A 25,392-nucleotide genomic window follows, 5' to 3' on the forward strand; every position below is an offset into this window, starting at 1 on the left:
GAGCGCGTTTTTATCTCTGCTTTTCAAGGCAGTGATTCAAGACCTAACACCTAGTCAATTCATCGCCCTGCTAATGCCGTTGCTGGCGCTATTTTGGTTGCTTTATAGGCCGGATAAATAGTCGCCAGTAAACTCATCACAAAGCCCATACCAACAACCACTAACACATCTTGTTGCTGTAGCTGTGACGGCAAGAAGTCGATAAAGTAAATATCAGATTCTAGTAATTTAATCCCAAAAAATTGCTCAACAGCATTGGCAAACGCGCTCAGATTAAGTGCCAATGTCACGCCTATAGCAGCGCCAATAGTGCAACCTAAAGCACCATTGAGTGCACCTTGCATAATAAATATCGCCATCACTTGGGCACGCTTTAATCCCATTGTCATCAAAATAGCGATTTCGGCGCTTTTATCTCGCACTGCCATCACCAAAGTAGAAACAATATTAAAACAAGCCACGGCAATCACCAGTGCAAGTACCAAATACATCACCATTCTAACCAGCTGAATATCTTGATATAAATGCCCTTGTGAACGAGTCCAGTTATTTAAATGCAAATACTGATTTTGTGCATAACCCAAATCGCGAGTAATGCGCGGCGCACTGAAAACTTTATTAACCGTAATGCGCAGGCCTGTCACTGAGCCCACAGGCAGTTTCAGTACTTCAGCAAGATACGGCAAAGACACATAGGCTTGAGTTGATTCTATTTCTCCACCCAAGTCATACACACCAGCAACCACAAAGCGATGACTTTTCGCCGCAGTTAACTTATTGGTTTGCCCCATATCTGGGGTGTACATTGATAAGGTGTCACCGACCTTTAAACCAAGTTTGTCTAATAAGCTGCGACCAACGACAATGTTGTTGGAGTGAGTACTTAAAGAGGCCCACGCCTGTGCTGGCATAAATTCATCAATGGTTGAAACCTCTTTTTCAAGTTCTGCCTCAATACCATTAAGCTCTAGCCCTTGAAAGCCGCCCGGCTTTTGTACCAAGCCCTGCATTTTAATAAACGGCGCGGTAGCAACAATTTCTGGCATGCTTTTAGCCGTTTCTGCAATGCCTTGCCAGTCATGTAATGGCTCGTTAACGCTCAGCAGTTCACCATGTGCAACAACGCCTAATAACCTCTGCTCTAATTCACGTTCAAAGCCATTCATGGCTGATAACACTAAAATTAACACTGCCACACCCAGCGCAATACCTGCGGTGGAGGCAAATGAAATAAAGCCAATAAAGCCGTTAGATTGTCTTGCGCGATAAAAACGCCAACCGATAACCAGTGGCAGTAATGACTTCATTATTTCTCTTCCGCTACTTGCTGTAAAACGCCGTCTTTCATGGTTAATTGACGATCCATTTTCGCTGCTAATTTATAATCATGGGTTACCACTACAAAGGCTGTGCCCAGTTGCTGAGCAAGCTCACGAATCAGTTCGTACACACTATCGCCGCTGCTGGCATCTAAGTTACCGGTTGGCTCATCGGCCAATACTAACTTGGGTTTATTAATCAGCGCCCGTGCAATGGCGACACGTTGGCGCTCGCCGCCTGAAAGCTGCGCAGGAATATGCTCTAAACGATGCCCTAGTCCAACTCTCTCTAATAAGGCTGTAGCTTCAGCTAACGATTGCTTTTTATCTCGACCTTGAATAAACGCTGGCATGGCGACATTTTCAAGCGCAGAAAACTCAGGTAATAGGTGATGGAATTGATAAATAAAGCCTAAGTCTTTATTTCTGACTTCAGCTTGTCTAGCTGCGCTTAGCTGATAAAGGTCTTCACCATCTAGCTTCACGGTGCCAGATGTTGGGATATCTAAGGTGCCCATAATATGCAGTAAGGTACTTTTACCTGAGCCAGAGGTGCCGACAATGGCCAATTGCTCACCTTGATAAACCGTTAAATCAACGCTCGAAAGCACCTTGGTGGTGGTTTCACCGTCATGAAATTGCTTAGTGACCTTGTTAACTTCTAATACTACTGGTTGTTTATTCATTATTCATATCTCAAGGCTGTTGCAGGTTGCACTCGCGCAGCCGTTAATGCTGGATAAATGGTGGCAAGTAATGTCATGATAAGAGTGCCAACAACAATGACCATAATTTGTTGACTTGCTATGATCACCGGTAAATTTTGCCCTACTCCAAGTACTGATATACCCAAGACATTAAGCATACTATTTAAATTTAAAGTAATTGTGACCCCAGCTAAGGTGCCTAATGCCAAACCAATAATGGCATTCAGTGAGCCCTGAACAATAAAGATGTTCATCACCGATTGCGTCGTTAAGCCTTGGGTTTTTAGCACTGCTACATCGGTGGTTTTATCTATTACCATCATCACTAATGCCGACACAATATTAAACGCCGCCACGGCAACGATTAAACTGAGCATCAATGACATCATGTTTTTTTCCATTTTTACCGCAGCAAATAAATGGCCAAAATCATCGCGCCAATCGCGGGTTTCAATAGCTATGCCTTGCTGAGCTAATTTATCTGTCAATGTAACGCCCATTTCAGGGGCGATGAAGGGATCGGTTAAGTAAACCCGTAATTCATTAATTTCACTGGGGCTTACACGCATTAACCGTCTTGCATCTTGATAATGCACATAGGCTAATACTCCATCCACTTGCGAGCCCATTTCAAATAAACCCGCCACGGTAAATTTACGCTGGCTTGGCACGGGGCCTAATGGTGAGTACACCACCCCATCGCCACTTAAAATGCGAATTTTGTCGCCAACACTGATAGATAGTTTTCTGGCAAGCTCGCTGCCCAGCACCACGTTGTAACTGCCTGGGGTGAGTTGTTCAAAGGCGCTGGAATAGGTATTGGCAACAATGGCAGAAAGGTTTTGCTCATACTCAGGGAACACACCATACACTTGTACAGCGCTGATATTTTTACTTGATTGCACCATAGCTTGAGTCGTCACCGTGGGTGCGAGCCCTTGTACTTGCGGCAATGTTGTTAACGACTTAGCTTGGGTTTGCCAATCACTAAAGCCTGCATCATTAATGAGGGTTAGTTGTGGCACTGCGCCTAAAATTCGCTGTTTAAGCTGACCTTCTAGACCGTTCATCACTGAGCTGACAATGATCAGCGCGGCTACCCCTAAAAAAATGCCCGATACCGCAAAAAAAGTAATGAAAGATGCAAAAGCATTGGCTTTACGCGTCCGCCAATAGCGGTAGCCCATGAATAATGAAAACCGAAAGTTCATAAAGAAAAGTGCATCCTTGGTGTTTATTGGAATAAAAAACAGCAGTTTAATTTAACACAAAGGCTAAAACTTGCTAAATCATTAAGATGGGCATGATAATAGGGGTATTAGTCTGATAAATAAAGAGACAAACCTTGTTAACTGAATCCAATGCATATTTTACCGTGCCCCATGACTTTGCTGTTTATCTTGAAAACTGGTCAGGTTCTCAAGGCATTCCGTCTGAACAAGACTTACGCTCGATGCAATCGGTTGGGCTTAAATTACTATCAGAAGTCAAAGAGTTAGAAGCAAGCTGTTTACTGCAATTAAGAAGTATTGATAACGATGCTAAAGCTGTGGTCGACTTTCTTAAACTGCAATCACGTAAAGTAGATTTAGTGCTGCATCATGTGCTAGAAAAAGAAGTCCAAAGCGGTGAAAAATTCCAAGGCAGCCATTTTGGTGGTAGCGGCATCAGTTTAATTACCCCTAAGCCACTGACCATTGGTGAGTATTTTAAAACCTCGATTTATATCAGTAGCGAGTTAGTGGCCATTTTGTGTCTTTGTCAGGTGAGCCAATGCAAGCTCATTAACTTTGATGATGACGCAGAGCAAAATAATAAAAGAAATCAGCCACAATATGCCGTCAGCTTAGATTTTAGTCAGATTTTAGATGCCGATGTAGAGCAACTGGTTAAAGCCAGCTTAACAGTGCAGCAAAAAATGCTTCAGCAGCGCAAACAAATTCGCCAACAAGCAGCCAAATAACACATATTGCCTGCATATTGTTTTAAGCTTGCTTATAATAGCTATCATAATCTGGTGCTAATCAACTATCGCCAATACAAATTTAGCCAAGCCTGATTGGTTTTGATGATCACAATCTGCGGGCTAAATTTATCACTTTTATAAAAGAAGTTAGTTAGATATTCAATGAAGAATTTTAGCGTTCTAACACCGCCAAGTGTAAAAAAAGGCCAACAGTTTCAAACCTTAACAACACTGGGGGGGGTCTCACAAGCTATTACGCTTTCTAGCCTAATTTCCCAGCATTCGGGTACTAGTCTGGTTGTTACCAATGACACCCCAAGCGCATTACAGCTTGAGGTTGAACTGGGTTACCTTCTGGCAGAATCTGACATCAATGTGTGTTTATTCCCAGATAGAGAAACCCTGCCTTACGACAGCTTCTCGCCCCATCAAGACTTGATTTCACAGCGCTTAGAAACCTTGGCAAAAATGAGCCAGTCACATCACAATGTGATAATCGTACCGGTGAACACCTTGATGGTGAAGTTACCGCCAAAATCGTTTTTAACCTCCAATGTCATGCTACTTAAAAAAGGTGACATTTACGGCTTACAGCAGGTTAGGCAGCACCTAACCGACACCGGCTACTACTTGGTTGATCAAGTTTATGAGCATGGTGAGTTTGCGATCCGTGGCTCGATTTTAGATATTTTCCCTACGGGATCTTCCCAGCCTTTGCGCATTGAATTATTTGACGATGAAGTAGAAACCATCCGCTATTTTGATGTGGACTCTCAGCGCTCAAAAGAAGAAATTGATTCAATACGCATGTTGCCCGCAAAAGAGTTCCCTACCGATACAGCGGGTATTGAAGGCTTTAGACAACGTTACCGTCGCCGCTTTGAAGTGATTTCAAAAGAAGCGGAATCGGTTTATCAGCAAGTGAGCCGTAATTTAATGCCCGCGGGTATTGAAAACTATTTACCGCTATTTTTTGAAGAGTGCGCCACTTTATTTGACTATATTCCTCAGGATACTCAACTGATCACCCTTGGGGATATTGAACAAGCCAGTGAGCATCATTTAACTGAAATTAAAACTCGCTATGAAGATCGCCGCGTTGACCCGTTAAGACCGTTACTGGCGCCCCAAGAGCTATACATACTCACCGATGAGTTATTTGCAGCCTTTAAAAAATACACCCGCTCGCAAATTAGCACGCCTAACAAAAATGCCGAGGGCGAGCTTGAGCTTATTGTAAAAGCCAAGCAGGCAAATGTAGCCAGACTGCCTGATGTTAATGCCAACCATAAGCTCAAACAGCCGTTAATTAACCTGCAAGCGTACACCAAGGCCCAAGGTCAGACTAAAGGACAATTATTATTCAGCGCTGAATCTGAAGGGCGACGTGAAGCCTTAATTGAATTGCTTGGCAAAATTGACATCAAACCTAAGTTATTTAGCCATTTAAATGCCTTTATAACCGCTAAAGACAACATAGGTTTAATCGTCTCGCCGTTATCACAAGGTTGCATGTTACTTGATACCCCTAAAGGTGATATCAGCGTAATTTGTGAAACAGAGTTATTTGGCCAACGAATTTCTCAGCGTCGTCGCCGTGAAAAGCAAAAACAAGTTAGCTCAGATGTACTGGTAAAAAACTTAGCAGAGCTTAAAGTCGGCGAGCCTATTGTGCATTTAGAGCATGGTGTTGCGCTTTATCAGGGGCTTGTCACCTTAGATACGGGCGGCTTAGTGGCCGAGTACCTGCAACTTGAATATACCGCAGGCGATAAGCTGTATGTCCCAGTGTCATCGCTGCACCTTATTAGCCGTTACAGCATTGGCGCCGATGAAAAGCCGACATTAAATAAACTGGGTAATGAAACCTGGTCAAAAGCCAAGAAAAAAGCCATTGAAAAAATCCGCGATGTGGCGGCTGAATTACTGGATGTTTACGCTAGACGCCAAGCTCGCCCGGGTGATGCGCTAAAAATTGATGCAGAAGAATATGCCCAATTTTCACAAGGTTTCCCCTTTGAAGAAACCGTCGATCAAGAAACTGCAATTGAAGCCGTACTAAGCGATATGCAAACCCCAATGGCCATGGACCGCCTTGTGTGTGGTGACGTTGGTTTTGGTAAAACCGAAGTTGCGATGCGCGCAGCATTTGTGGCGGTCAATGCCGGTAAACAGGTGGTGGTGTTAGTGCCAACTACCCTACTTGCACAGCAACACTATGAAAACTTTAAAGATCGTTTTGCCGATTGGCCAATGGTAATTGAAGTGATGTCGCGGTTTCGCTCAGCTAAAGAGCAAACTCAAGTGCTGCAGTCATTATCAGATGGCAAAGTCGACATTGTCATTGGTACCCATAAGTTACTGCAGGCTGAAGCAAACTTTGAAAACTTAGGCTTATTGGTTATTGATGAAGAACACCGCTTTGGGGTGCGCCAAAAAGAAAAGATAAAAGCCCTGCGGGCTAATGTCGATATCTTAACCCTTACTGCCACGCCAATTCCACGTACCCTAAATATGGCCATGTCGGGTATGCGTGATTTATCCATTATTGCCACCCCACCGGCTAAGCGCTTAGCAGTAAAAACCTTTGTACGTGAGTACGATATTGCCACGGTAAGAGAAGCTATTTTGCGTGAAATTTTGCGTGGTGGGCAAGTTTATTTCTTACACAATAATGTCGAAACCATTGAAAAATGCGCTGAAAACATTCGCCAATTACTGCCTGAAGCTCGAGTGGTTACCGCCCACGGCCAAATGCGCGAACGTGAACTTGAAAAAGTCATGTCAGAATTTTATCACCAACGTTTTAATGTGCTGGTGTGTACCACCATTATTGAAACCGGAATTGATGTTCCCAGTGCTAACACCATTATTATCGACCGAGCGGATAAGTTTGGTTTAGCACAATTGCATCAATTACGTGGTCGTGTGGGCCGTTCACATCACCAAGCATATGCTTATTTGATGACGCCGCACCCTAAATTAATGAGCGCAGATGCCCGTAAGCGATTAACCGCCATTGATGCCTTAGAAGACTTAGGTGCAGGCTTTATGCTCGCCACTCAAGATTTAGAAATTCGCGGCGCCGGTGAATTACTCGGTGATGAACAAAGCGGCCATATTTCTAAAATTGGTTTTAGCTTGTACATGGAAATGCTTGAATCAGCAGTAAAAGCATTAAAAGAAGGTAAAGAGCCTTCACTAGATTATATGCTTAAATCCCAGTGTGAAGTTGAATTACGCATTCCAGCGCTACTGCCTGATGATTATGTTTCTGATGTTAATATGCGCTTATCGCTTTATAAACGCATTGCTAACTGCGAAACTGAACGCATGCTTGATGAGTTAAAAGTTGAGTTTATTGACCGTTTTGGCATGTTGCCAGAACCGACTAAAAACTTAATGGAATTAACCTTATATAAGCATCAGGCAACAGCTTTAGGTGCAACAAAGATTGAAATGCATGCCAAAGGTGGCAGCATTGAATTTAGTGACGACCATAAAATTGACCCAATGTTTATCATTGGCTTATTACAAAGTCAGCCACAAATTTATCGAATGGAAGGCCCAAATAAGTTAAAGTTCACCTTGCCTGCTGAAACCAGCAAGCAACGACTAGACTTAATTAAGACCTTGCTCGAGCAACTTGATAAACATCGTACTGGAGAAACTAAATAGTGCTGCGTAACATTGCTTTTTCTATTGCCGCTATATCGGCACTATCGACACCAATGCAAGCCCAAGCTAAAACATGGTTTGAGGTTGAAGTATATGTGTTTGAAAGACAAACCAACAGTGTCGAAAAGTGGCAAGACGATAATGCAGCGGCGCCAAACCGAAAGAATATCGATTTGATCACCCCAATGATCAGTAACGATATTACCGGGGTTGCGCTAGGTTTAAACGGCTGCACCTCAACTGACTGGAGTAGCAGCGAAATCGACTGCCAAGACCCGTTAGTGAGCGCCAACAAAACCGCCTTTCCAAGCCAAGTGCCATTTTCTATTGCTGCTGCGAGTGAGCAGCAAGCCTATTTAGGTGATGGTCCTGTATTACTGGCTGAGTCTCAAAGTGAATTTGGTGAAATCATCCAAGCGGTACGCCGCGAGTCAAACGTGCGCAGTTTACTTCACCTGACTTGGCAACAAGATATGCAATCTCGTAATCGTGCCAAACCGATACGTATTTTTGCAGGTAAAGATTACTCTGAAGACTTTGAATATTCTGGCAATGCTATTTCTGAGCAAGTAGAGGATGAATTTTCAGGCTTTGATTTTAATTCAAGTTTTGCCAGTTTAGCGCCAGAGCCTCAAACCACTCCAGTGTGGGAATTAGACGGTAATATTAATATTTACCTAAGTCATTATTTGTTTATTGAAACCAACTTAGCACTGCGCCAGCCGATCCAAAAGCAAACAGCGTCCAGTGAATACTTTCAATACGCTGAGCAAGCTGATATAGACAAGGTAATGAGTCCATTTTTACAATCGATTCCTATGGTGCAAAACCGCCGCGTGAGAAGTGGTGAAATCCATTATTTTGATCATCCAAGGCTCGGCATTGTGATGCAAATCCGTAAAATGGAACAACCGACGGAAACTCGTCCTGTGGCGTTATTGCTTGATGACACTGAGGTAAATACCGCGGTTACTGATACCAATCTTGATGCTATTGTTGATGCTATTGTTGATACTGAGGCAGAAAGCGGCCCTGAATCCATGGTTGATGCTATTGTTGATACTGAGGCAGAAAGCGGCCCTGAATCCATGGTTGAAAACGCAGTCGCAACTGAAGAGCGGACGCTGAAAAGCTTTTAACTCAAACCACTATAAACCTCTAGAAAAAAAACAGCTAATCATAGGATTAGCTGTTATCACAAGTCTCTAGTAAAACTTAAAAAAGCCCTAGAAATAAAGTTTTTAAAATAATATGACAGTGAGCTTGGGTCGCATGCCAAACTCACTGTATCAATATGTAACATAGGCGCTGCGGTTTTACTATTGTCTCACGTGTGACTGGCCGTTAATTAACCAGCCATAATTTATCGTGCAACTGCAAACAAACTCTGTCGTTTAACAGCAAGCCAAACTTAACCGCTCAAAAATCATCTAAGGCTCAATTTCTATTATTTTTTTGCCGCTAATATTTGCTTTGCCAATTGCTGCGCATGTTGCCAGCGCTCAGACTGTTCAAGGGCATTAATCACCTGCTTAGCATTCGCTCTTAATGCGAGTGCAGATTTAAATTCAGACAATTGCTCAGGCCAAGTAAACTCGGTTAATAAGGTTTTAACCCCTTCAGGATCATTACAAACCAAAATCATATTACAACCTGCTGATAATGCTGCTTGGGCTCTGCCAATATAATCGCCAGCAAAACTTGCGCCTTTCATGCCTAAATCATCTGAGAAAATCACCCCGTCAAATTTAAGCTCTTTACGCAGCACCTGTTGCAGCCAATAGTTTGAAAAACCTGCCGGATTTGGATCTACTTGCGAATAAACCACATGGGCAGGCATAACGCCATTTAGCTGCTGCTGGCCTATTAACTGCTTAAAAGGCTGCATATCATGATTAAAAATAGTCTCTTTAGTGCGCGTATCTACAGCCATCGCCACATGGGTATCTGCTTTTACACTGCCGTGACCGGGAAAGTGTTTACCCACTGTCGCCATACCCGCTTGAGTCATGCCTTGAATAAAGCTGTGAGCTAAACTGGTCACTTGCTCAGGTTCGGCGCTAAAGCTGCGAGTGCCAATAACATCACTGATACCATTAACATCTAATACTGGCGCAAAGCTTAAGTCGATATCACAAGCTAAAAGCTCAATCGCCATTAAAAAGCCTAACTCTTGGCTCCAACGTTTCGCAAGCGCCATATCGCCCTTGGCGGCAGGCAAAATATCCCCCATGGCTGGTAGCAGAGTAAACTCTTCACGAAAGCGTTGTACCCTGCCACCTTCATGATCAACCGCAATCAATAAATCACGGCGAATATGTCGAACAGATTTAATCAAAGCCTGTAATTGTGCTTTATTAGAAAAATTGCGTGTAAATAATATAATGCCGCCCACTTTATCGTGGCTTAATAGCTCGGCTTCTTCTTCGCTGACCGTAACGCCAGCCAAATCCATCATTAGATAACTCACGCTTACTCCTAAAATATCCTGTTAAATGTTAATTACCACTGTCATTGTTGATAAATTTAAAAACAACACCTTGATAACTGACGCTGCAATAAACTCACCTAATCTGAACCACTATGCATAAGAAAATCTAATGAAGTATCTCGTAAAAAGTATGGGATACTGCAGTTAAATGGCGCCATTGCTCTAGATAAAAATACCAGCTACTTAGGCTATATTGCTTGGTATAATCGCAGTTAATTGCAAACTTAGTCTGCCAAATTAACGCCATTATGCCGCTAAATTTTAATTTCCCTAAGGAAATTCCCAATAAAATGACCCGTTACAGGGAGATAACTAACATTGCCGCACAATTTTTACTCACTGCGAGCGCTAGAATAAAACGCCAAAAAATTTAAACGACTAAAATAATAAAAACTGATTAAAGGTTAATAACAATGATTAGTGTATTTGATATGTTCAAAATCGGTATTGGGCCTTCAAGCTCCCATACTGTTGGCCCGATGAAAGCGGGTAAATTGTTTATGCAACACTTGAGCGATCAAGGTTTTTTGCCACAAACTGATGAATTACAATCGCAACTCTTTGGCTCCCTTGGCCAAACAGGTAAAGGCCATGGAACGGGTAAAGCCGTCATATTGGGCTTAATGGGTGAAGATCCTGATACCGTAGATACCGATGCGATTGATGCCATACTGGAAAAAGTTTCAGCCGAACAAACCCTTAAAATTGCCGATGGCCGCCTAGTCAAGTTCACTCGAGACAACGGTATTACCTATCATCGCCGTAAAAGCCTGCCTGCCCATGCAAACGCCATGACCCTATATGCGTTTAGCAAAGGTGAATGCATTTATGAGCGCACATATTACTCAGTCGGCGGCGGATTTATTCTAGATGAAGATGAAATTACCCAGCGTGATGCCTCGCCTGCGACCCCGATAAAATCCGCCCCTTATGATTTTAATTCTGCCGCGCAGTTACTGGATTTGTGTTGTGAAAATGGTTTAAGTATTTCTTCACTCATGATGTCAAATGAGCTAAGTATTGCCAGCGAAGAGGACGTTAAACAAGGCTTGTGGAATATCTGGCAAACCATGAAAACCTGTATTGAACGTGGTTACCAAAAAGAAGGCATGTTACCCGGAGGTTTAAAGCTGCGCCGCCGCGCGCCAGCTTTATATCGCCGCTTGCAAGCAGAAGGCCGTAATAACAATGACCCATTAACCGCCATGGACTGGGTTGATTTATTCGCATTATCTGTCAATGAGCAAAACGCCGCTGGCGATCGCGTTGTTACAGCGCCCACCAATGGCGCTGCTGGCATTATTCCGGCAGTATTATGCTACTACCACACCTTCGTTCAAGAAGTTGATGAGGAAGTCTGTTGCCGCTTCTTATTAACCGCGGCCGCTATTGGTATTTTGTATAAGAAGAACGCCTCTATCTCGGGAGCTGAAGTAGGCTGTCAGGGTGAAGTGGGCGTGGCTTGCTCAATGGCAGCAGGTGCACTCACTGAAATAATGGGCGGCACTGTCGAACATGTGGAGAATGCAGCTGAAATTGGTATGGAACATAACTTAGGTTTAACTTGCGACCCTGTTGGCGGCTTAGTACAAGTGCCTTGTATTGAACGTAATGCCATGGGCGCAGTAAAAGCCATCAACGCTTCACGTATGGCATTGCGCGGCGATGGCAACCATAAAGTCACCCTCGACAAAGTCATCAAAACTATGATGGATACCGGTAAAGATATGCGCAGCAAATACAAAGAAACCGCCAAAGGTGGTTTAGCAGTCAACATTGTTGAATGTTAAGCGCTTATTATTAAGCTAATAATGCTCACTGCTCAGGGTAAGCACAAGATCTTAGTAAAGTAATTAACTTGCTGATGGATTAATTACTCGAATTAAAAAGAGGCTGCAAAGCCTCTTTTTTAATGATATTTTCAGCCTTATCTCGTAAGTATCCCTGCCAAACACAAGCTAAAAAGGATTAGACATATTTTTATTGGATAAAAACCATAAAGTCCAATTTATAATTAATTCGTTGCCAGCTTTTAATAAAACTTACAGTTTAACTCACCAGTAGCATCACATATAAGGAAATATCATGCTCAGTGTCGAAGACCATTATGAAACGTTATTATCTGACGTATACACATGGCTGATGGGCGGTTTTGCTCAAGCAAAACAACAGAATATCGCCTTCTTTAGCCATCGTAATATTAAACCAACAGGTTCAGGCATTGCAGTCGATCTCGGTGCAGGTTCGGGGTTTCAATCAATCCCGTTAGCCGAATTAGGCTTTAATGTCACCGCCATCGACCTAAGCCGAAAATTATTAAATCAGCTAACATCTAACGCCAAAACCGTTGACATTAAAACCATCAAGGATGATATTTTAAATTTCCCACATCATCTGAGTGAACCTTGTGAATTAATTATCTGCATGACAGACACTTTGACCCATCTAAAATCAAAATCTGATGTTTTAGCCTTACTGCAACATGCATTTAATTCACTTGAAGATAACGGCAGCTTGATATTAAGTTTTCGAGATTTATCCAATGAACTCAAAGACACCGACAGGTTTATTCCATTAAGAAGTGATGAAAATATCATATTCACCTGCTTTTTAGAGTATGAAGCTGAAACAGTTAAGATCCATGATCTGGTACACCTAAAAACTAATGGCACATGGACGCTTAATAAAAGCTGTTATCGTAAATTGAGGTTATCAGTCCCATGGGTTGAAGCCGAGCTTTTGAACATTGGTTTTGAATTACAAGAATCAAGTGAAAACGGCGGATTTCAAACCATTATTGCCGTCAAAAAAGTCACAGCCGAACATGAACGTTAACAAGGGGTGTTAGTTCACATCATCATAAATAATCCAAAAACAAAAAGTCCGTTAGTGGTTAGCCAACGGACTTTATGTTTGTGAAACGTGATGATATTTAATATAAATGCCATTCATATTTCACTATCTGGCAAGCTATTGATTTTACACAACTTATGCGGGCAGCAAATGTAATGAATCAATATCTTCAATCAATTTGTAAGCCATTAGTGGGGAGGCTAACAACTCAAATTGATTACGCTTCTTTAGCGTCTGCTGGCATTTCTTTAGCTTCAGCTTCAGCTACTTCAGGAAGTGCAGCAAGAAAAAGTGCACTAGCAAATAAATTTTTGAATGCTGTCATGTCATATTCCTTCAATTTAAACGGTTAACTGGTTTCTATGGAATAGACTATATTCTTAGGCTATAAATAAGTAAAATGACAAAAAATTACTTACTGGATTCCATATTGGCATGAACATATCAATTAAAAACTTACAATGTTTTTTAACTGTGATTGAGGTTGGTCACTTTACCCTCGCCGCTGAGCAACTTTATATGACGCAGCCGACCTTGAGTAAAACCATTAAAAAAATGGAACAAACCCTTGATCAGACATTGTTGATCCGTAACAACCAAAAAGTGGAAGTCACTGAAGCGGGTTTATTGCTGGCTAAAAGCGCTCAGCAAATCGTTGGTCAGTGGAATCGAATGTATGAAGATATGAATGCATTAACCGGTTTAAGAATTGGTCGTCTGCGCTTAGGTTTAAGCCCTATGACTGGCGGGATGTTTATTAATATGCTGGCATCTTTTACTCGCACTTATCCCGGCATTGATGTCAATGTGTTGGAGGTTGGCGGCGTTGCGGTCGAAAAAGCCCTACTCAATGACAGTTTAGATATTGGCGTAACCGCTTTGCCATGCAGTAACACTGACGAATTTAATATCTTACAGCTGCAAAGTTACCCACTCAATGTATGCGTGCATGTTGAGCATGAACTGGCAAATCACAGCTGTATTCATTGGCAAGATCTCACCGGACTGCCTTTTGTGCAATACAACGACCAATTCTCTATCGGTAAAGTGATCAGTCAAAGTTGCCAAGATGCCGGTTTCAAGCTCAATGTGGTGTCTCAAACTGGGCAGTGGGAATTTATGGCGGCAATGGCCAAGGCCAAAATGGCTTTTGCCATCTTACCGGCACCGATTTGTAAGCGAGTTACCTCAAAAAAATTAATTTTTATTCCCTTAGCTGAACAGGTCGCTTGGGAGTTAGCCTTTATTTGGCGTAAAAATTTACCCTTAACCGCTGCGGCCGCGGCTTTTATTGCTCAAGCAAAACCATCTTATAAAGAAGATAGTTAACTTGCTCTGTAAATCATCGCACTAATAAGGGTCATGACGCTAAGTAAGGTTAACTTTGCAGCTTAAATTCGCCAGCTATACTTATTAGGTTATTTGAATTTAAGCTGAGTACACCCTATGGGCTCTGAATATGAAAAAGGTAAGATCGAAAAAAGCATTTTTGTTCGCTTTGCAGCAGCTGCAGGGCTAAATTTTCAATCGGTTGAAAAACAGTCCCCTGAAGAAGGAAAGCCTGATTTAAAATGCATGACCGATGGCAAGGTTATTTACTTTGAATTAACTGAGGCTTGCTCTGAAGATGTGGCCAAAGCCATCTCGCACCCTAAAAGCATTAATTGCAATGACTTAAGCGCAGAAAAAAGCACAGACAAAAGCACTGCCACATCAAGCAGTACAACTAATTACCCTAGCGACACAGACATTAAAGATTACACCTCTGAAACCTATAAAAAGAAGATCAATAAACGCTACTCGGTATCAGAGCCCATTGATTTACTGATTTATAATGTCGGCAGAACCTTACTTACCGATGATGTATTAGTTAACAATGTCAAAGCCTTAGCCAAAGATAATAAAGGCCCTTTTCGAAAGGTGTGGTATTTTGGCGAACATGTCACTGAGCTATAGTACTTAATTTTAGTACTTAATTTTAGTACTTAATTTTAGTACTTAATTTTAGTACTTAATTTTAGTACTGAGTATTAATACTGAGTATTAGTACTGAGTATTAATACTGAGTATTAGTACTGAGTATTAGTACTGAGTATTAGTACTGAGTATTAGTACTGAGTATTAGTACTGCGTTTTGTTTTTGTGCAGTAACATGCTCAGGATTGATGACCGTAGTCACTCATATACTATGATGACTCGTCCGGTCGATTTAGCCCTAATCAATAAGGGCAGGATGACTAATTAATAAGGGCAAGATGAACACAAACAGTGTTAATCATGCTCGTAATAAATCATTGCTTTAATTAAGTCATTATTAATTAGACTTTAGCTACTTAAGCCTTATTTATACCTTAGTTTTCCAAACGCTTTCAATAAACAGTTAAAACGCTTCATAGGCATTGGCGGCGATAGGCTTGACTGCCTTCATCGCTGATACTCAATACTGCACTAGCATCTTTGATAATACAGCGACCATCCTCTACTTTGGCCGTTATATTGGTGCCATTATATTCAAAGGCTTTAACGCTACATTGCTCAAAATTTAATGCATCGGTTACGGTTTGACTACCATGATCCCAGTTAGAAAACAGTGTATTACCTTCACTCCAAAAAGTATTTTCAGCTTCAATGCTAAAATCACATGCTTGAAACCTTAAGGCATATATTGCCCCTGTCACACCTGCGCCGCCGCCCATGTTGACAGTAATAGTGCCCTGCTCTCTATTAGTATCAACCAATGACATTGAGCGGCTAAAACGTTCCTCTGAAGCTAAAGATAAATCAAAGCCGCCCTCGATTTCATTAATGCGGCTATAAGATTTAACGCTTTTATCGGGGTTTAAATACAATACATAGCCCACCCCTGCGCCATATTGATTCGCGCCAGTGATTAAATCGGCCACGCCATCACCATTTAAATCACCAGCTGCCACTAAGGCATGGCCAAAGTGTCCACCAGCAGTGCCATTAGGGTTTGAATCTAAGGGAATGGTTTCATCAAAGCCTGCTAGACCTGGAGCAATTTTCAGTTTATCTACAACTTCATAAGTGTCGCTATCAAGAGACAAAACCCAAATAGCACCCATACCACTGTCTGACTCAAATGCACCGACTGCGAGCTCTTGAGTACCATTATTATCAAGATCCCCAAGCAACGCTGACTCTCGACCGCCAAAACTATCATTGGCAGTTAACCCATCACCAAAGCCACCCTTATTGCTGCCTATGGTGACGATATCATCATCAATAACCTCTGCATTTTCATCAAAAAATAACAGTTGAATGCTGCCACCATCAACACTACTGGGTTGGGCGGCCACTAAATCGATTTTACCGTCTTCATTTATATCCCCAATAGCGCTCAGACCTTGAGCCACAATACCGCCATTTTTAACCATGGATTTGACTGTGCCATCGCGATTAAGGTGCAGAATGTACACAGCCGGTATACTGGCTGCGGGCGCCGATACGGCAATATCGGGAATAGTATCGCCGTTGTAATCACCAATGCCAGCAACGCCATAACCAAAAAAATCGCCTTCATCTAGGCTATCTGAAAACCGGCCTTGCACCATGGAGATTTTTTGATTTGCCTTGACGGTACCGTCTTGATTCATAAATAAAATATACACAGCACCGGCATCCGTTGCGCCGTCATCATCCGAGCGAGCACCGACGACCAAATCATCAATACCATCACCATTAATATCACCGGCATTGTCATGATCGCGGCCAAAACGATCGCCACTGTCCAAATCTGCTAAAAAACCAGACTCACCTTCGGCAATACGAACAACCTCACTTGGGCCAAATGCTACAAAGTCGCCTAAACTGGGTTCAGTGGGAGTGGTCTGCGGCGGTGTGCTGGTTGGTGGATTGACTATCTCGTCTGTGGGTAAGCCAGTACTATCATCTGAACCGCCGCAAGCTTGCAGCGCCAGTGTTATTGTTACGAGAAGTGTGAATAAGTTTGGTCGCGATTTATTGTAATCCATCAGTATTCCCTATTGCTGAAGTTGTTATTGTTAATTTGGATATCTCGAGGCTGTTTAGGTCGCTATCAAAATGTGACCTTGCGCACTTTTATAATGATTTTTTAATCAACACATTGTTTTTAAATCATCATATATGAAAAGCTAGCCAAACTACGTCAAGACAAGTTAAAGAAATGTAAAGCGGGTAGTCGCGATAAAATAAAGGTGTCAGCGGATTTGACCACAAGGCGGATTCTGAAGAGATAAAATAGCTAACGTTAAATAATCACCTTGAATTATACCTCTTTGGGGCTAACTCAAAAATTGAGTTCTTAGATATTGATGACGTCAGTTAGGCAGTAAAAAGAGCCTTGGGGGGCTTATCAAAAGCCATAAAATACTTGAGCAGCAAACAATCACAACAGACAATTTAACTTCTTTAATACAAAATTACAGAATAATTGCATTGTAACCACGCTAAAAATGAGATCTTCATCACTATAAGTAATACCCGCTACAATTACAGCTCACACTTTGAGCTAGAGTATTAAACAATGTTCATCTAGATGATCTCGATCAAAAAGCAACATCCCTAAATGCAGTCTATTGTAGCCACTTTAGCAAAAGCGAATAATGGGTTTACGCTTTCGTTAACAAAGTCACTTAAACTAGTAAAAATCTAAAATATTATAATATGCACTCCAATAGAGGTACGCATGACCATATTACAACTACTCGCAAGTCTGACACCAATCATCAGTGTCATGGTGTTTTTAGTTTTATTACGTATGCCCGCATCGAAAGCGATGCCAATATCTATGGTAGCTACCGGCTTAGCTGCTTTATTTATTTGGCAAATGGATACCACTTTAATCGCCGCCTCAGTGGTAGAGGGACTGTTATCCGCACTCACTCCTCTCACCATCATTTTTGGTGCTGTATTTTTACTTAACACCCTTAAATATTCTGGTGCAATGGATACTATCCGCGCTGGTTTTACCAATATTAGTGCTGATGCTCGTGTTCAGGTCATTATTATCTGTTGGTTGTTTGGCTCATTCATTGAAGGCTCAGCTGGTTTTGGTACCCCTGCAGCGATTGGTGCGCCACTATTAGTGTTACTGGGTGTTCCGCCGATTGCATCTGCCGTTGTGGCATTGATCGCTGACTCAACCTCTGTGTCATTTGGTGCTATTGGTTTGCCTGTGCTATTTGGTATCGAGCAAGGATTAACTGAAGGCGGCGTAAACATGGCTGCTGTTCAAATCGCCCAACATGGCGGTAATTTTGCTGACTACGCTCAGTATATTGCAATGCACATGATCACCATTGACTTAATCACTGGTAGTTTATTGCCTTTGGTCATGGTGTGCGTACTAACCGGGTTCTTTGGTAGAAACAAGTCTTTCCTTGAAGGTCTTCAAGTTTGGAAGTTCGCTATTTTTGCCGGCCTAGCATTCACTGTACCCGCTTGGTTAATTAACTATTTTGCAGGTCCTGAATTCCCATCAGTGATTGGTGCATTAGTCGGCATGGCTGTGGTTATTCCAGTAGCTAAAAAAGGTTGGTTACTGCCATCAACACCTTGGCATGATTTTGCTGAATCTGACTTTGATAATGCCGCGGTAACAGAGCAGTCTGCTACCCCTGCTAAATTCAGCCAAATGGCAGCATGGTCTCCTTACCTCATCATGGCTGCGTTATTGGTCTTGTCACGTGTTGTTGAACCATTCAAAGCCTTCTTAAACAGCTTCAATATCAGCTGGACTGGCTTACTCGGTACTGAATTAAAAGCAGGTTTTGCGACCTTCTATGCCCCTGGTATTTTCTTTATCGTGGTATGTTTAATTGGTTTTGTATTATTCAAAATGAATAGCAAATCTATTAAGCAATCATTCACCACATCTTGTTCTTCAATGCTGCCTACGATTATTTCTTTAGGTGCTTCAGTACCTATGGTGAAAATTTTCCTTAACTCAGGTGAAAACAGCGCAAACTTAGCATCAATGCCTGTAGCACTAGCTGACTTACTGGCTAACACTATGGGCGCGGTATGGGCATGGACAGCACCGGTTGTCGGTATCTTCGGTTCGTTCTTATCTGGCTCTGCCACTTTCTCTAATATGATGTTCTCTGGACTACAATATTCTGTTGCAGACAACATTGGAATGAACCATGCGCTAGTTTTAGCACTCCAAGGTATTGGCGCTAACGCAGGTAACATGATGTGTGTCATGAATGTTGTTGCTGCTGCTACTGTTGTTGGCATGGCAGGTCGCGAATCAGAAATCATTCGTAAGACCATGCCTATCGCACTAGTTTATGCCTTTGTTGCTGGTACTATCGCAGTCGCTTGGGGCGGTTTCTAAGATTGAATTAATTGCAAGCAATCATCAGGTTGCTTGCTCTCATTGTAGATAACAAAATATGAGTACAAAATATGACTATTAATTATCAAACAGTCATGGATGAGTTATTGGTTAAGTTAGGCAAAGATGCCGTTAGTAACGACCCTGTACGTCGTTTCGCTTGGTCAACAGATGCAAGTTATTTCAGAATTGTCCCTGAAATTGTTGTTCATGCAGATGACGTCGAGCAAGTTAAAGCCACGCTAGAAATTGCCAATAAACATCAAGTCCCTGTGACTTATCGCGCTGCTGGTACCAGTTTATCAGGCCAAGCCATTGGTGAAGGTATTTTGCTTATCTTAGGTCATGATGGCTTCAGAAAAATTGAAATCACTGAAGACAGCCAAAAAATCACTTTAGGCTCAGCAGTTATCGGCTCTGATGCTAACGCAGCCTTAAAGCCATTAAACAAGAAAATCGGTCCAGATCCAGCAACCTTAACCTCTGCCAAAATTGGCGGTATTGTCGCTAACAATGCCTCGGGTATGTGCTGTGGTACTGCGCAAAACTCTTATCAGACCATTGCATCAGCTAAGTTAATCTTTGCCGATGGTACTGAACTTGATACTGGCTGTGATCAGTCTAAAGCCGCATTTAAAGCAACACATGGTGAGTTACTGCAGTCGTTAATGGACTTAGCAGAAATGACGCAAAATAACCCTACCCTTGCGGCGCGAATTAAGAAAAAGTTCTCTATCAAAAATACCACGGGTTACAGTATCAATGCGTTAATTGACTATAGCGACCCATTTGACATCATTAACCACTTGATTGTGGGCTCAGAAGGCACACTGGCTTTCGTTAATGAAGTGACCTACCACACTGTGGAAGAAGCGAAATTTAAAGCTTCTGCCATGGCAGTATTTTTCAGTATGGAAGATGCCGCTAGCGCCGTACCACCATTAAACATTGATGCGGTAGCAGCAGTAGAATTACTTGACTGGGCATCGATTAAAGCCGTAACAGGTAAACCTGGCATGCCAGAGTGGTTGTCACATTTGCCTGAAGGTTCGGCGATTTTACTTATCGAATGTCGCGCAAATGACTCAGAAACCTTAGCGCAATACACTGAAACAGTAACCGCTAAAATAGCTCATATTAAAACTGAGCGCCCAATTACCTTCAGTGCCGACCCTGCGGTATTTAGTAAATACTGGGCAATGCGCTCGGGGTTATTCCCAATTATTGGCGGCGCGCGCCCAAAAGGTACTTCAGTTATCATTGAAGATGTGGCATTTGAATTACCACACCTTGCACAAGCTGCGGCTGATTTAACCGCACTATTCCATAAGCACGGCTACCCTGAAGGGGTTATTTACGGCCATGCATTGGCAGGTAACTTCCACTTTATTATCACCCCAACTTTTGCCAGCGACGCTGATATCAAGCGCTTCCATGCCTTTATGGAAGATGTGGCTGAAATGGTGATTAATAAGTACGATGGCTCAATGAAAGCTGAGCATGGTACCGGCCGTGCTGTCGCGCCATTTGTAGAAATGGAATGGGGTGCTGATGCTTATACGTTAATGAAACAAATTAAGCATATTTTCGACCCAACCACGTTATTGAACCCAGGTGTGTTATTAAACGATGACGCCGAAGTTCATGTTAAAAATATTAAACCTTGCCCAGTTGTGGATGACTTTGTCGATCGTTGTATTGAGTGTGGTTTTTGTGAAAAAACCTGCCCAACTTCAGCGCTAAACTTTTCCCCTCGTCAACGTATCGCAACCTTGCGTGAAATTGAGCGTTTAGAGCAATCGGGTGAAAAAGAAGCCGCCGAAACAATGCGCGTCAGCTCAAAGTATGACGTGATTGATACTTGTGCAGCTTGTCAGCTTTGTACTATTGCTTGTCCAGTTGACAACAGCATGGGTAATTTGGTGCGTAAATTGCGTACTCCGCACATTACTACGACAGAGCAAAAAGTACTCGACTTTCAAGCTAATCACTTTGGTTTAGTTAACCAAGCGATCAGTACAGGCTTTGACGCCTTAGGTGTTATTCATAAAATCACTGGTGATGGTGTCACCAACTCAATTATGAATGTCGGCCGTATGATCACTAAAGAAGTGCCATATTGGAATCCTGACTTTCCTAAGGGCGGCAAAGTCGCTAAACCATCGGCTCATATTCCTGGTCAGCAGACGGTATTGTACTTCCCTGCATGTGGCGGTCGTACTTTTGGCCCGACACCAAAAGACCCTAACAAGGTAACGCTGCCAGAAGTAGTTGTGACTTTGCTAGAACGTGCAGGCTACAACGTGATCACCCCAGACAATACTCGTGAGCTGTGTTGTGGCCAATTGTGGGAGTCAAAAGGTGATTTCAAAAATGCGGATGCTAAGCGTGATGAACTGATTGATACCCTGAGTGAGCTAAGCGAAAACGGTAAAGTCCCTGTGCTTGTTGACGCATTGTCTTGTACTTATCGCACTCTAACCGGTAATCCTAAAGTAGCGATTACAGATTTAGTTGAGTTCATGCACGACAATATTTTGCCGAACATTAAACCAAGTATCACCAAGAAATCTAGCGTGACCCTGCACCAAGGTTGTAGTGCCCGCAAGATGAAACTTGAGCCAAAACTTCAAGCCATTGCTGATGCCTGTTCTGAAACAGTGGTATTGCCAGATGGTATTGCTTGTTGTGGTTATGCCGGTGAAAAAGGTCTTTATAAACCAGAAATTAATGCCAGCGCCCTGCGTAATATTAAAAAGCTGATCCCAGCTGAAACCAAAGAAGGTTACTACGCTAACAGAACCTGTGAAGTGGGCTTGACCCAGCACAGTGGCATTTCGTATCGCCATTTAGCATACCTACTGGAAGAATGTACTCGCTAGGCATTTAAGCTAAGCAAGTATAAAAAGCACTGAAGTTGATATTATCAATTCAGTGCTTTTTTTTGTGCCAATTAAAACGACCTCCTCGATTGATTTAGATGATTTATCGCGCAAATTATGTTTGTATGAATGGGCAAAAAACCTTTTATGGATAGCATTAAAGATTAAGACTCGAGGCGAGTGAATGAAAAATATTATCTGCGACATTGATGGCGTTTTACTGCACGACAACAAGCTCATACCAGGAAGTGACAAGTTTATTCATCGGGTACTTGAACAAGGCAACCCACTGGTTATTCTCACCAATTACCCTGTGCAAACCGGAAAAGACTTACAAAATCGCCTTGGCGCTGCAGGCATTAACGTTCCTGAAACCTGTTTTTATACCTCAGCCATGGCCACCGCTGACTTTTTAAAGCATCAACAAGGCAGTAAAGCCTATGTGATTGGTGAAGGCGCCCTCACCCATGAACTTTACAATGCAGGCTTTACCATCACAGATATTAATCCTGATTTTGTAATTGTCGGTGAAACCCGTTCATTTAACTGGGACATGATCCATAAAGCATCAAAATTTATAGCTGCAGGAGCGCGTTTTATTGCCACCAATCCTGATACTCACGGGCCAGCTTATAGTCCTGCATGCGGCGCATTATGCTCACCCATTGAGCGTATCACTGGCAAAATGCCTTTTTATGTGGGCAAACCCAGTTCGTGGATTATTCGCTCAGCACTTAATCACATAAAAGGTCATTCAGATAACACCATCATTATTGGCGATAACATGCGCACGGATATTTTAGCTGGATTTCAAGCGGGACTAGAAACCATCTTGGTTACCAGTGGCGTTAGTCAATTTACCGACATTGATAAAGAGCCATTTAGACCTAACCATGTGTTCAAATGCGCAGGCGATATTGATGTGGTTTAAGCCATTATTTCCTGTTGATTAACATTAGGTAACATAATTTCAAGCCTATGCTCTTGTGTGATGCATAGGCTTGATTCATTATGCGGCTACAATAATCTTTATTGCCTTTATGCCGCTGTAGTTTTGTCTGAAATATCGTCTACAAATATAGCCTGTAAACCTGCAATAACACATAAAAACGATAACAATAGGAATAAGACCTATGAAGAAAATACTCCCCTTATGCGCACTTACCCTTTTAAGCGCCTGCAGCCAACAAAGTACTGATACCAATCAAAGTTTACAAAGTCAGCAATTAGCAGCAGAAACCAGCACCATCACTTTTGATGAAGCGCGTTTTAGACAAGATATTAAAACCTTATCCTCAGATGAATTTGAAGGCCGAGCGCCAACAACTCACGGCGAAAAATTAACCTTAGATTACCTAACAGCAGCTTTTGAAGAAATGGGCTTACAAGGGGCTTATCAAGGCAGTTATCTACAACCAGTGCCCATGGTCAGTTACACCGCCAGTGAGCAACAAGCGGTCAGTTTAGCCGGCATTGAGCTTAAATATCGCAAAGACATCGTCCTAAGCACCCGCCATGATAAAGGCGGAGTCAATATTAGCAATGCCCCATTAGTGTTTGTTGGCTACGGTATTAACGCTCCAGAATACCAATGGAATGATTATGACGGTCTTGATATGACGGGTAAAATTGCCGTTATATTAGTTAATGATCCAGGCTTTGCTAACCCAGAATCGAAAAAGTTTAACGGTAAAGCAATGACCTACTACGGTCGCTGGACATACAAGTACGAAGAAGCTAGCCGCCAAGGCGCCTTAGGCGCTATCATCATTCACGATACTGCACCTGCGGCATATCCATGGTCAGTTGTTGAAAATAGCTGGACAGGTCCACAGCAAGACTTGGTATTCAGTAAAGCGGTACAAGATGAGCGCATTGCGGTTGAAGGTTGGATAACCATGGACAGCGCTACTGCCTTATTCAAAAAATCAGGCTTTGAACTTGATACTTTAATGGCCAGAGCCGCTAACAGCGCCATAAACATCGATCTTAAGCAAAGCGCAGATATCGCCTTTAGCAGCAAGGCAGAGTATGCCGACAGTTACAATGTTGTGGCCACCTTACCAGGTAGCGATGCCGCAGATGAACATGTGTTATTTACAGCTCACTGGGATCACCTTGGGGTTGACCCAACTAAAGACGGCGACAATATTTACAATGGCGCACTTGATAATGCCACTGGCACCGCGGGTATTATGGAAATTGCCCGCCAGTTTGCCAAACAGGCAAAAGCAGGAAACCCCTTACAACGTTCAGTTACCTTTATTGCCACCACAGGTGAAGAGCAAGGCTTATTAGGTTCACGCTATTATGCCGCGAACCCTATCTATCCTATTGATAAATCGGTGGCGGTATTTAATTTAGACAGCACCAATGTTTATGGTAAAACCCAAGATTACACCATAGTGGGTAAAGGCCAATCTGAACTTGAACGCTATTTAACAGAGATAGCGACATCGCAAAATAGAACGGTCACCCGTGAACGCAATCCTGCATCAGGTGGTTTTTTCCGCTCAGATCATTTCAGTTTTGCAAAACTCGGTGTCCCAGCTGTATTTGCCGGTGGTGGTAGTGTGCCGTTAGATGAGCAAACTGCCCAATACAAACAGCAAATGCAAAAGTTAATGAAAGGCTGCTACCACAACGTCTGTGATCATTACCGTGAAGAGTGGGACTTATCAGGCGCGCTGCAAGATATTAGCGTGTACTACCAAGCGGCAGAAACATTAGCCAACAGCCAAGATTGGCCTGGTTACTATGAAGCTTCTGAGTTTAATCGCCTTCGACCAGCGAAAACTGAGTCAATAACCAACTAGGGCCAAATAAATTTTCGTGAACTTGGCGCTTAATTTGAGCATGCCAATAAAAAGATAAAATCAGCAATGCCGTTTTGTGTTAATCATAAAGCGGCATTTTTGTACAAATAACACCCAAAATAACAATGTTTTTATTGATTTTTTATTTATTAATTTTGATTCCATAATCATAAAATCTGAGTCTATATCCACACCGTTAAATATAGATACCTCAACAAAAACTCACTATATTTAAACGATCCTCAAAATAGATAGCTTCAAAGTTAGATTTTGCCGCACCAAAAGGTTAATTTAACAAGAATAATTCAACAAAAGAGTTTGTACACTGATAAAAATG

Annotated in this window: 16 protein-coding genes; 11 read left to right on the forward strand and 5 right to left on the reverse strand. The window is 42.3% G+C overall.

Going from position 1 to position 25,392, the window contains the following annotated elements; translation table 11 throughout:
- Positions 1 to 59 precede the first annotated feature (59 nt).
- Genes lolE through BCU57_RS09035 form a run of 3 tightly spaced genes read right to left on the reverse strand, consistent with a single transcriptional unit; the run spans position 60 to position 3,237 of the window.
- Positions 60 to 1,307: a lipoprotein-releasing ABC transporter permease subunit LolE gene (gene lolE / locus BCU57_RS09025; RefSeq protein ID WP_102436868.1), complete on the reverse strand. Its 1,248-nt coding sequence runs from the start codon at positions 1,305 to 1,307 to the stop codon at positions 60 to 62.
- Positions 1,307 to 2,005, reverse strand: coding sequence for a lipoprotein-releasing ABC transporter ATP-binding protein LolD (gene lolD / locus BCU57_RS09030; RefSeq protein WP_102436866.1), 699 nt, complete (start codon positions 2,003 to 2,005; stop codon positions 1,307 to 1,309). Before lolD ends, lolE begins: the two co-directional genes overlap by 1 nt.
- Entirely contained in the window at positions 2,005 to 3,237 is a 1,233-nt protein-coding gene (locus BCU57_RS09035) for a lipoprotein-releasing ABC transporter permease subunit (protein ID WP_102436864.1), read from the reverse strand. The genes lolD and BCU57_RS09035 overlap by 1 nt, the downstream gene beginning before the upstream one ends.
- Before the next feature lie 134 nt (positions 3,238 to 3,371).
- Here BCU57_RS09035 and BCU57_RS09040 point away from each other — a divergent pair, with 134 nt between their 5' ends.
- The 3 genes from BCU57_RS09040 (at position 3,372) to BCU57_RS09050 (ending at position 8,809) form a co-directional block, all read left to right on the forward strand.
- Positions 3,372 to 3,989: a hypothetical protein gene (locus BCU57_RS09040; RefSeq protein ID WP_102436862.1), complete on the forward strand. Its 618-nt coding sequence runs from the start codon at positions 3,372 to 3,374 to the stop codon at positions 3,987 to 3,989.
- Positions 3,990 to 4,154: 165 nt separating this feature from the next.
- The gene (gene mfd / locus BCU57_RS09045) at positions 4,155 to 7,670 is read left to right on the forward strand and encodes a transcription-repair coupling factor (RefSeq protein ID WP_102436860.1); all 3,516 of its coding nucleotides are present in this window, start codon (positions 4,155 to 4,157) and stop codon (positions 7,668 to 7,670) included.
- Positions 7,670 to 8,809 (forward strand): peptidoglycan binding protein CsiV, encoded by a 1,140-nt coding sequence (locus BCU57_RS09050; RefSeq protein ID WP_102436859.1) that lies wholly within the window; start codon positions 7,670 to 7,672, stop codon positions 8,807 to 8,809. Before mfd ends, BCU57_RS09050 begins: the two co-directional genes overlap by 1 nt.
- Before the next feature lie 308 nt (positions 8,810 to 9,117).
- On the opposite strand, the gene nagZ is transcribed toward BCU57_RS09050, so the two are convergent.
- Positions 9,118 to 10,140: a beta-N-acetylhexosaminidase gene (gene nagZ / locus BCU57_RS09055; RefSeq protein WP_102436857.1), complete on the reverse strand. Its 1,023-nt coding sequence runs from the start codon at positions 10,138 to 10,140 to the stop codon at positions 9,118 to 9,120.
- 434 nt (positions 10,141 to 10,574) lie between these two features.
- Here nagZ and BCU57_RS09060 point away from each other — a divergent pair, with 434 nt between their 5' ends.
- The 4 genes from BCU57_RS09060 (at position 10,575) to BCU57_RS09075 (ending at position 14,970) form a co-directional block, all read left to right on the forward strand.
- Complete coding sequence (locus BCU57_RS09060) at positions 10,575 to 11,951, forward strand: L-serine ammonia-lyase (protein WP_102436855.1); 1,377 nt, start codon at positions 10,575 to 10,577, stop codon at positions 11,949 to 11,951.
- A 295-nt stretch (positions 11,952 to 12,246) separates the two neighbouring features.
- Positions 12,247 to 12,996, forward strand: a complete 750-nt coding sequence (locus BCU57_RS09065) for a class I SAM-dependent methyltransferase (RefSeq protein WP_102436853.1) — start codon at positions 12,247 to 12,249, stop codon at positions 12,994 to 12,996.
- Positions 12,997 to 13,449: 453 nt separating this feature from the next.
- The gene (locus BCU57_RS09070; RefSeq protein ID WP_102436851.1) at positions 13,450 to 14,343 is read left to right on the forward strand and encodes a LysR family transcriptional regulator; all 894 of its coding nucleotides are present in this window, start codon (positions 13,450 to 13,452) and stop codon (positions 14,341 to 14,343) included.
- Positions 14,344 to 14,460: 117 nt separating this feature from the next.
- Complete coding sequence (locus tag BCU57_RS09075; RefSeq protein WP_102436849.1) at positions 14,461 to 14,970, forward strand: hypothetical protein; 510 nt, start codon at positions 14,461 to 14,463, stop codon at positions 14,968 to 14,970.
- A gap of 434 nt (positions 14,971 to 15,404) precedes the next feature.
- On the opposite strand, the gene BCU57_RS09080 is transcribed toward BCU57_RS09075, so the two are convergent.
- A complete protein-coding gene (locus tag BCU57_RS09080) occupies positions 15,405 to 17,009 on the reverse strand; it encodes an FG-GAP-like repeat-containing protein (protein WP_102436847.1) in 1,605 nt (534 codons plus the stop codon).
- A gap of 695 nt (positions 17,010 to 17,704) precedes the next feature.
- Here BCU57_RS09080 and BCU57_RS09085 point away from each other — a divergent pair.
- The 4 genes from BCU57_RS09085 to BCU57_RS09100 all read left to right on the forward strand — a co-directional run bounded on the left by BCU57_RS09085 (position 17,705) and on the right by BCU57_RS09100 (position 25,055).
- Positions 17,705 to 19,357, forward strand: a complete 1,653-nt coding sequence (locus BCU57_RS09085) for an L-lactate permease (protein WP_102436845.1) — start codon at positions 17,705 to 17,707, stop codon at positions 19,355 to 19,357.
- A gap of 71 nt (positions 19,358 to 19,428) precedes the next feature.
- A complete protein-coding gene (locus BCU57_RS09090) occupies positions 19,429 to 22,239 on the forward strand; it encodes an FAD-binding and (Fe-S)-binding domain-containing protein (RefSeq protein WP_102436843.1) in 2,811 nt (936 codons plus the stop codon).
- A 184-nt stretch (positions 22,240 to 22,423) separates the two neighbouring features.
- Entirely contained in the window at positions 22,424 to 23,170 is a 747-nt protein-coding gene (locus BCU57_RS09095) for an HAD-IIA family hydrolase (protein WP_102436842.1), read from the forward strand.
- Positions 23,171 to 23,372: 202 nt separating this feature from the next.
- Positions 23,373 to 25,055, forward strand: coding sequence for a M28 family metallopeptidase (locus BCU57_RS09100; protein ID WP_102436840.1), 1,683 nt, complete (start codon positions 23,373 to 23,375; stop codon positions 25,053 to 25,055).
- The last annotated feature ends 337 nt before the right edge of the window (positions 25,056 to 25,392 follow it).

Origin of the sequence: Shewanella sp. 10N.286.48.B5, from assembly GCF_002874355.2 — a bacterium.
Lineage (GTDB): Bacteria > Pseudomonadota > Gammaproteobacteria > Enterobacterales > Shewanellaceae > Shewanella.

Coding starts and splice junctions, on each gene's coding strand:
- BCU57_RS09085 (WP_102436845.1), top strand. CDS start 17,705: ATGACCATATTACAACTACTCGCAAGTCTGACACCAATCATCAGTGTC.
- lolE (WP_102436868.1), bottom strand. CDS start 1,307: ATGAAGTCATTACTGCCACTGGTTATCGGTTGGCGTTTTTATCGCGCA.
- BCU57_RS09095 (WP_102436842.1), top strand. CDS start 22,424: ATGAAAAATATTATCTGCGACATTGATGGCGTTTTACTGCACGACAAC.
- BCU57_RS09065 (WP_102436853.1), top strand. CDS start 12,247: ATGCTCAGTGTCGAAGACCATTATGAAACGTTATTATCTGACGTATAC.
- BCU57_RS09075 (WP_102436849.1), top strand. CDS start 14,461: ATGGGCTCTGAATATGAAAAAGGTAAGATCGAAAAAAGCATTTTTGTT.
- lolD (WP_102436866.1), bottom strand. CDS start 2,005: ATGAATAAACAACCAGTAGTATTAGAAGTTAACAAGGTCACTAAGCAA.
- BCU57_RS09060 (WP_102436855.1), top strand. CDS start 10,575: ATGATTAGTGTATTTGATATGTTCAAAATCGGTATTGGGCCTTCAAGC.
- BCU57_RS09100 (WP_102436840.1), top strand. CDS start 23,373: ATGAAGAAAATACTCCCCTTATGCGCACTTACCCTTTTAAGCGCCTGC.
- BCU57_RS09070 (WP_102436851.1), top strand. CDS start 13,450: ATGAACATATCAATTAAAAACTTACAATGTTTTTTAACTGTGATTGAG.
- BCU57_RS09035 (WP_102436864.1), bottom strand. CDS start 3,237: ATGAACTTTCGGTTTTCATTATTCATGGGCTACCGCTATTGGCGGACG.
- BCU57_RS09080 (WP_102436847.1), bottom strand. CDS start 17,009: ATGGATTACAATAAATCGCGACCAAACTTATTCACACTTCTCGTAACA.
- mfd (WP_102436860.1), top strand. CDS start 4,155: ATGAAGAATTTTAGCGTTCTAACACCGCCAAGTGTAAAAAAAGGCCAA.
- BCU57_RS09090 (WP_102436843.1), top strand. CDS start 19,429: ATGACTATTAATTATCAAACAGTCATGGATGAGTTATTGGTTAAGTTA.